1 protein-coding gene is annotated in these 953 nt (G+C 44.2%); it reads right to left on the minus strand.

Annotated features, from left to right (window positions below; genetic code table 11):
• Nucleotides 1-106: 106 nt before the first annotated feature.
• Nucleotides 107-953 (minus strand): hypothetical protein (locus OCV77_RS16380; RefSeq protein ID WP_262576003.1); only part of this gene is annotated, 847 nt, incomplete at its 5' end.

The raw sequence follows: 953 nt of genomic DNA on the forward strand, positions 1-953 counted from the left end.
GGACTTTGTCCGAAAATAAGAAAACTTCTATGCTTTGGTTTGAGTGTAGCATAGAAGTTTTCATTATGCAATAAATGTTTTTCCGTTATTCCAGTTTTAGCTCAGGTCACTGCAGGAACAGCTCCTTTTTCACCTCTTCTACAAAAGAAGCCTCACATCCTGCTATGGCACAGATATCTTCTATTTCATATCCCCGATCCAGCATATTTTTAACTACAGTTTTCGTCTTTTCCAAATTGCCTTCATTTCTGTTATCCTCCATCAGTTCTTCCAATGCCTGGCACATGTTGTATTCCTCCTCTTCCCCGTTTATGGTCTTATATAAATCCTTCTTCTGAAGCATTGCTGCATTGTCTGTCATGACTGCTATCGCTTCCCAGGTTTCTTTGCTCAGATGAGCATAAGCCTCATTTTTTATCAGCTCTGCCATCCTCTCTTTATCCTTTCGGCAGTTCATCGCACGGAACAGATGCCTTAAGCCGGAGCGGAATGTATCAAACCCATTTTGTTCATTAATGCAGAATAGATGCAAATGGTATTCTTCAAATAACACTCTCAGATTCTCATCCTCTGGATCGAACTCCATCATATCTGACAGCTTTCTTGGCCCGTCCCATAGTTCCTCCCCGCTGTAGAGGCAGATCGTATAAACCGGCTGCAGCCTGTCTGATCTCAGGATCCCTGAAAGTCTTTCATCTATGGTGGTTTTCAGCTCTTTCTTATGTTCTTCCTTATGCCTTGCAAGAAGCCTCCGTTCCTGCTTTCTCTCCTTCAGCTGTCTGCTGTACTCTGCAGCATCATAGCCCATGCACCTAACCGGCATGCCATAGTCTATATAGCTTTGGTTTTCCACCGCCAGCACCTGCAGGATCATCCCTGAACGGTACCTCATTTTCACATCACGGATGATCTCCGTTCCTTTTTGCAGTGGCTTTCCTGGCTGCTTTTCCTCC

Origin of the sequence: Suilimivivens aceti (assembly GCF_025567405.1) — a bacterium.
Classification (GTDB): domain Bacteria; phylum Bacillota; class Clostridia; order Lachnospirales; family Lachnospiraceae; genus Suilimivivens; species Suilimivivens aceti.